The organism is Aeromonas cavernicola (assembly GCF_002795305.1).
Taxonomy (GTDB): Bacteria; Pseudomonadota; Gammaproteobacteria; order Enterobacterales; family Aeromonadaceae; genus Aeromonas; species Aeromonas cavernicola.
The window spans coordinates 24,010-30,727 of sequence record NZ_PGGC01000147.1 but is presented as its reverse complement, the minus strand read 5'-3'; the positions used below and the strand labels follow the sequence as shown (position 1 = coordinate 30,727).

Genomic DNA, 6,718 nt, shown 5'->3' with positions numbered 1-6,718 from the left:
ATCCTTAACTGATCGGCATTATCGTTAAGCTGCAATCCTTCACCCTGATTAAGGGAGAGGGCGGCTATTACCTTGGCTTGCCTGACCAGATGATTAATGCAGGGCGGGACGGCGTAATCACCCCAGAGGGCGTTACCAAGCTGCTAGGGCCGCTGGAAGTGGTGAAAAAGACCTTCTACGCGCTACAGAAGCACACAAAGCCCTCAGCAGTGCCTTACTCGCCAGAGGATACTTGGCAGCAGTGGGGTTATATCACCATTTAGAATGCACGGTTAGATGCCAAGTTGGGCGTGGTAGTTGACCAAGGTGCTGTACTGATAGGGGCCGGAGCCTCTAATGGTGTTGTCCTTGCCTGTCTTTACCGCATCAACGTAACGCTCTACGTATTTCTCGAACTTTTCACAGATGTAGTGGTGATGGCTTCGGAGCTTGGCAAGTTGTGCTGGGGACACTTGAAATGTTCCACCGATGTGATTACTTGGATCCGCAATCAGAAGTGCTTTTGTGAAATCCAACCCTCTCTTACATTTCTTACCACCCTTCACGATCGTATCAAGTACAACTCCATGCGGATGGTTAAGGTTTGTCCGAAGAGGAACGCCAAAGGTCAATCCGTTGATAGTGATAGCCACTATTCCATACCCTCGCCCCTTATCTGCCAAGCCTTCTGTTAAGTCTGGGTTTGATGTATGAAAGTCAGGGGTAAGAGTCCTTATTGCTATCATTTTTGTATCCAAGTTAAAGGCGATCAAAAAAACCCTCTATGTGAGGGTTTCAATGAGTGAATGCTATCTTTAGTTGGAGGCTTCTGTTGTTAACGCGGGGCCATCTCCTACCGCCGCATCATTCGTTGGAGGCTTCTGTTGTTAACGCGGGGCCATCTCCTACCGCCGCATCATTCACATAGTCATAATATGAAAGTTAATTGGTAGAGTCAACTACAGCAGGAGAGTAGTGGGTCTGGATGGCCTAGGGTGCTAGTTCTTGATTGGATGTTTTATTGGGGGTTAAATGAAAAAAGGCACCATGATGTTGGTCAGGATGCCTTTAAGATCAATTGGTTACATCACATATCTTTAGTTCATGCCGTAACGCTTGAGCTTCTTACGCAGGGTGCCACGGTTGATGCCCATCATGACCGAGGCGCGGGTCTGGTTGCCACGGGTGTACTGCATGATCACGTCTAACATCGGTGCTTCAACTTCAGAAAGAACCATATCGTACAGATCAATTACTTCCTGACCGTTCAACTGGGCTAAGTAGTTACGCAGTGCCTGTTGTACCGAGTCACGCAGGGGGCGCTGGGTTGGCTCGGCAGCGTGATTATGAGTCGTTGTTACTAATGCATCAGAAGTCAGGGTTTGTTCGAACATATTCGGTCGGCTCTTTAGTTATCTTGTTAACCTAATCCATCGAAATACGCTTCGAGTGCCTCAAGTTGCGCAACTGCACAATCCAAGGCATTGAAGTGCTTACGGAATTCTCGCCCCGTCTCTTCTTCATTCAGATACCAGCCGACGTGCTTACGAGCAATGCGGGCTCCCAGATATGCACCATAAAACTGGTGCAAGTTGGCAACATGCTCACTCATCAAGGCACGCACCTCTGCCCTTTCAGGTGGAGGCAACTTAGTACCCGTCTCAAGAAAATGACGGATTTCCCGGAAAATCCACGGACGTCCTTGCGCTGCGCGGCCAATCATCACCGCATCAACACCGGTATGATCGAGGACGTACCGTGCTTTTTCTGGGCTATTGATGTCGCCATTGGCGACAACGGGGATCGACACGGCCTGCTTGATCGCCTTGATGGTGTCGTACTCCGCCTCACCTTGGTAGAGGCAGGCACGAGTTCGACCATGCACGGCGAGGGCTGCAATACCACAATCTTCAGCAATGCGGGCGATCGCCACACCATTACGGTTATCCCGATCCCATCCTGTGCGGATCTTCAAGGTGACAGGGACCTTCACTGCATCCACCACGGCTTGGCAAATTGCTTTGACCTGATCGGGGTAACGCAGCAGGGCAGAGCCCGCCATCTTCTTATTCACTTTTTTTGCCGGGCATCCCATGTTGATGTCGACGATCTGTGCGCCCTGCTCCACGTTGTAGCGGGCAGCAAACGCCATCATCTCAGGATCAGCACCAGCAATCTGGACCGATCGCAAACCGCCTTCTGCAGAGTGATCCATCCTCATCCGGGTTTTCTGGGTATCCCAGACATCCGGATTGGCCAGCAGCATCTCGGAAACCGCCATGCCAGCACCCAATCGCAAACAAAGTTCACGAAATGGTCGGTCTGTTACACCGGCCATGGGAGCCACGATCAAGGGAGTTTCAAGCGTGTGGGGACCTATTTGCATGATACGGTTACCATCGGCTTAGGGCGGCGTATATTACGCATTTTTTAGTCAGGAGAAAAGGTTAGTATTTGAGCATTGACGGTTTTTTTATGAAAAAAATCGTGCGCTAAGACTTGCAAATACACGAGCCATTGAAAATATGGCGGATTGATGAGCAGCGAACGGACCAACCGATCTGCTCCCTAGTTGATAAGAGAGGGCAGGGCTAGCGGGTTTTTGTGTGCGGCCTGTTACGGTGTTGCACTATGTAGCGAGGTGCGTGGTCACGGGTCGCTCGTTGGGCTAGGTCAGATAAAAACAGAGAGGCTAAGCGCCTCTCTGTGGGGTGAGTCTGGTGGGGTGAACACCCTCTTACTGACTGGCGTTCCACGACGAGTGGCGGCGGTTAGCGCTGGCTACCACTCCCGATACCAAAGGGAATCCGGTACTGGCTGCTTTGTGCCCCAACACTCACGGTCACGTTACCTTGAGCACGGCTCGGGATTTTCACCTGCTGAGTGCCCATCAGATTGGCTTGTACGGATGCCAGCACATCACCAGACTCGTCACGCACTTCGAGCATGGGCTGGCTGTTACCCTCTCCTGCGGCTGTTGTGTGCCAGTTGACAAACAGTACGCCTGGGGTGGCGGTGAAATCAGCAGGTACGGCAGCATGGGTGAAACCGGTGGTCATCAGGCCTGCAATGGCCAGGATTTTGATTAACTTGTTCATGGTGTTCTCGCTCATATGGTGATGTTGTTGCAGGCCTAGTTGGCCATTTGTCATGTTTTTATCTAATAACTACATCAAATTCTGTGTTGCTTTTTTACGGCGTCAATACCTTGTTTATTAATGGTGTTGGTCCGTAATTACTTTATTTTTATATGCTTGGCATTGCTGCTTAAGCGTTGAGTGAATATTAACCTTGCCCAATAAAGGTTGTTAGCGAGATAACTTGCAGAAGTTAGTCAAATTAAATGAACAAGTTGGATGCCAAGAAAACCAGCTCACCTTCCGCTATATAACCAAGGTGTTAACACGCCATCAGCGCGATACGGCTCTGCATCAGCTGGCCTAATTGGGAAAGAAGTGGGAGACAAAATACGGGTTTACGATATGTAGCCATCTGGTTATCACTCCCCAGCTGATGGCGCTCTTGCGGTGCGCCACGTACGATGTGGCAACAAATTCAGGTAGAGTGGTTGCCAACATGGGTAGGGTACGCGAGCTCTGGCGGCCACATTTACATCTACATTGATGGCTCGATATGCAAGGAGAGGCCAGATGTCATTTCAAGAGGTAATCGGGCAGATGCCCAAAGAGGTGTACGAGCGGCTTAAAACCGCAGTTGAGCTGGGCAAATGGCCTGATGGCAAGCCCCTTACTGACGAGCAGAAAGCCACTTCGCTGCAAGCCGTGATGGCGTGGCAGGCGATGCACCTCGACAACCCAGAGCACATGAACATCGGGCGCGACGGCGAGATCGTGATGAAGAGCAAGAGCGAGCTCAAGCAGCTGTTTCGGGATGAGCCCCAGCCGGTGGAAGAGGAGATTGTGCGGGTCAATCTCAATCACTAAGAGCACTCACCCCCATCTCGCGGCGGCCAATCGCACCGCGATGGTGCGATACCGATACATAGCTCGATACCATAGTGCGATAAGTAGTAAATAGTGCGATAAGTAGTAAAGAGGGGAGTCATGATGGCTCCCCTCTTTTTTCCTCTCTCTGTTGGGTGACTCATCCCCAGCCCTTCTCCCGCAAGGAGAGAAGGAGGCAACCGGTAGGGTGCAATGAACAAGGTAAATTGCACCGCTTCACCGGTGCAATGCGCTGCGCTTATTGCACCCTACCGCGAGGGTTATCAGGGCGTCAGCTCGCCGCGCAAGGACTGCTGCATCAGCTGGCGAATCCGGTGGGAGGGCAGGTCTTGGCTCAGCAAGAAGTGCAGCTTGGTCAGCGCCGCCTCGGCGGTCATGTCGAAGCCCGAGATCACCCCGGCCCGCGACAGGGCATTACNNACGACAACAGGATCAGTGCCTTGACCGGCTGTTGCAGGATGTTTGCGATGACCTCTGCCGAGATGCCGGGATAGAGGGTTACCACGCCGATCGGCTGGGGGGTGATGTCATGCAGCACCAGCGGCCGTGTCGATGGCTCGCCTAGCTCACCCGCTTCCAGCGAGATGGCGATGCCGGCATTGAGCAGCGGCGGATAGTTGGGGGAATCGAAGGCGTGGAAGCCGTCGGCATGCACCTTCTTGCTGCGGTTGCCGCGATAGAGCTGGTTGTTGAAAAACAGCGTTACCTCGTGGATCGGGTAGTTGGCCGCAATATAGAGGGCGTTGAGTAGGTTCTGCTGACCGTCGGAGCGCAGCTCGGCCAGCGGGATCTGGGAGCCGGTGATGATGACTGGCTTGTGCAGATCTTCCAGCATGAAGGAGAGTGCCGAGGCGGTGAACGACATGGTGTCGGTGCCGTGCAGGATCACAAAGCCGTCGTACTGGTCGTAGTTGCCGCGAATGTCTTCGGCGATGCGCTGCCAGTCCGCCGGGGTCATGTCGGAGGAGTCGATGAGGGGGGCATATTCGTGGATATGGTAATCCGGCATCTCGGGGCGGTGGAACTCGGGCATCCGCGCCAGACAGTCTTCCATAAAGCCCGCCATCGGCACGTAGCCGTGATCGGAACGCTGCATCCCAATGGTGCCGCCGGTGTAGGCGATATAGATGGACTTCTTCACAGCCTCTCCTCATTAATAAGCTCGCAAGCCAGCGAATTATAAAGATTGAGATAGCAAATAGCAGCCGTAAACTTGTCTAAATAGCAACGCACCAACAGAGATAAATACTGGATTAGAGCCAAGATTTGACTATTTAAAATACAAAGGTGGGATTGGGGAGTGTTTTTTGCTATTATCCATCATATTCACTAAACCCCATCTGGAAACCTGATCATATCAGGGTCCTGTTGTCCCTCTTGTTTTAGTTATCGGGACAGGGCTTATGCCCCCCTCTTTGCTGGCACCTGAGCCACACTGTTTTTATCCCGGCTGAATCTGTGAATCTTTAGCAACAAAAGGCACAGCCGATCAACATGGGAGCACTCACTCGATGTTACAACTTGATTCTTACGCCACCTTGGTCGCTGCCACGCTGGTACTGTTACTTGGTCGTCTCTTGGTGACCCGGGTCGGACTATTGCGTACGTTCAATATCCCCAAACCGGTTGCTGGTGGCTTGGTGGTGGCGCTGGTGCTGTTGTTGCTGCGCGCGACCCTGCAGTTAGAGCTGCAATTTGATACCAGCCTGCAAACGCCGCTGATGCTGGCCTTCTTCGCCTCCATCGGTCTCTCCGCCGATCTCGCCAGCCTGAAACGCGGTGGCAAGGCAGTCATGACCTTTCTGCTGGTGGTGACTGGCTTGCTGCTGGTACAAAACAGCCTTGGCGTCGGGCTGGCGACCTTGCTTGGCCTTGACCCTCACATGGGCTTGTTGGCGGGCTCCATCACCCTCTCTGGCGGCCATGGTACTGGGGCCGCGTGGAGCGCCACGTTTGCTGAGAAGTACGGGTTACAATCGGCGGCCGAGTTGGCCATCGCGTGCGCGACCTTTGGCTTGGTGTTGGGGGGATTAATCGGTGGCCCGGTGGCCCGCTATTTGGTGAAAAAAGTGCAGGTGCCCGGAGAAGAGCACAACAAAGACGAGGCACCACAGGGTTTTGAGATGCCCGATCTAGAGCGCCCCCTCACCACTTTCAGCGTCATCGAGACGCTGGCGCTGATCGCCATCAGCCTCAAGGGAGGCGAGCTGCTCTCCGCCTCGCTCAAAGGGGGCGCCTTCGAACTGCCCATCTTCGTCTGCGTGCTGTTTGTTGGGGTACTGCTGCGTAATCTACTGACGCTGTTTAATTGGCACGAAGTGAGCGATCGCGAGGTCTCTTTGCTTGGCAACGTCAGCTTGTCGCTGTTCCTCGCTATGGCGTTGATGAGCCTGAAGCTGTGGGATTTGGCCAGTCTGGCCCTGCCTATCTTCATTCTGCTGGTCGCTCAAACCATGGCGATGGCGCTCTATGCGATCTTCGTGACCTTTCGGGTGATGGGCCGTAATTATGATGCCGCCGTGCTGGCTGCTGGCCATTGTGGTTTTGGGTTAGGCGCGACCCCCACCGCCATTGCCAATATGCAAGCCGTCACTCAGCGTTTTGGCCCCTCTCATCTGGCCTTTTTGGTGGTCCCCATGGTGGGCGCGTTCTTTATCGACCTGATCAATGCCATGGTGATTAAGCTGTTTATGGCGCTCCCGTTTTTGTAAATAAACGGCCAAGCAAAAGCCCCGCACTCTGCCAAGTGCGGGGCTTTTTTATGGTGACCGTCA

The 6,718-nt window shown here is 53.2% G+C and carries 7 protein-coding genes and 1 pseudogene; 2 read left to right on the top strand and 6 right to left on the bottom strand.

The features are described from left to right. Positions 1-272: 272 nt before the first annotated feature. The 4 genes from tenpIN to CUC53_RS15095 form a co-directional block, all read right to left on the bottom strand. The gene (gene tenpIN, locus CUC53_RS15110) at positions 273-752 is read right to left on the bottom strand and encodes a type III toxin-antitoxin system TenpIN family toxin (RefSeq protein ID WP_100294914.1); all 480 of its coding nucleotides are present in this window, start codon (positions 750-752) and stop codon (positions 273-275) included. A gap of 324 nt (positions 753-1,076) precedes the next feature. Further along, positions 1,077-1,373: a DNA-binding transcriptional regulator Fis gene (gene fis / locus CUC53_RS15105; protein WP_100294913.1), complete on the bottom strand. Its 297-nt coding sequence runs from the start codon at positions 1,371-1,373 to the stop codon at positions 1,077-1,079. Between the two features lie 26 nt (positions 1,374-1,399). Further along, on the bottom strand, positions 1,400-2,365 hold the full coding sequence (gene dusB, locus CUC53_RS15100; RefSeq protein ID WP_100294912.1) for a tRNA dihydrouridine synthase DusB: 966 nt from the start codon (positions 2,363-2,365) through the stop codon (positions 1,400-1,402). A 385-nt stretch (positions 2,366-2,750) separates the two neighbouring features. After that, positions 2,751-3,077, bottom strand: a complete 327-nt coding sequence (locus CUC53_RS15095) for a hypothetical protein (protein WP_100294916.1) — start codon at positions 3,075-3,077, stop codon at positions 2,751-2,753. A 552-nt stretch (positions 3,078-3,629) separates the two neighbouring features. On the opposite strand from CUC53_RS15095, the gene CUC53_RS15090 reads away from it, so the two are divergent. Beyond that, positions 3,630-3,923, top strand: a complete 294-nt coding sequence (locus tag CUC53_RS15090; protein WP_100294911.1) for a YeaC family protein — start codon at positions 3,630-3,632, stop codon at positions 3,921-3,923. A gap of 284 nt (positions 3,924-4,207) precedes the next feature. Here CUC53_RS15090 and ansA (CUC53_RS19300) read toward each other — a convergent pair. Both ansA (CUC53_RS19300) and ansA (CUC53_RS15085) read right to left on the bottom strand, forming a co-directional pair. Further along, a pseudogene (ansA, locus tag CUC53_RS19300) lies at positions 4,208-4,362 on the bottom strand (asparaginase); the annotation flags it as partial. Positions 4,363-4,364: 2 nt separating this feature from the next. Beyond that, a partial coding sequence (gene ansA / locus CUC53_RS15085; RefSeq protein ID WP_420808067.1) for an asparaginase occupies positions 4,365-5,085 on the bottom strand: 721 nt, incomplete at its 3' end. 370 nt (positions 5,086-5,455) lie between these two features. Between ansA (CUC53_RS15085) and gltS the strand changes: the two genes are divergently transcribed. Further along, on the top strand, positions 5,456-6,655 hold the full coding sequence (gltS, locus tag CUC53_RS15080; protein WP_100294910.1) for a sodium/glutamate symporter: 1,200 nt from the start codon (positions 5,456-5,458) through the stop codon (positions 6,653-6,655). The last annotated feature ends 63 nt before the right edge of the window (positions 6,656-6,718 follow it).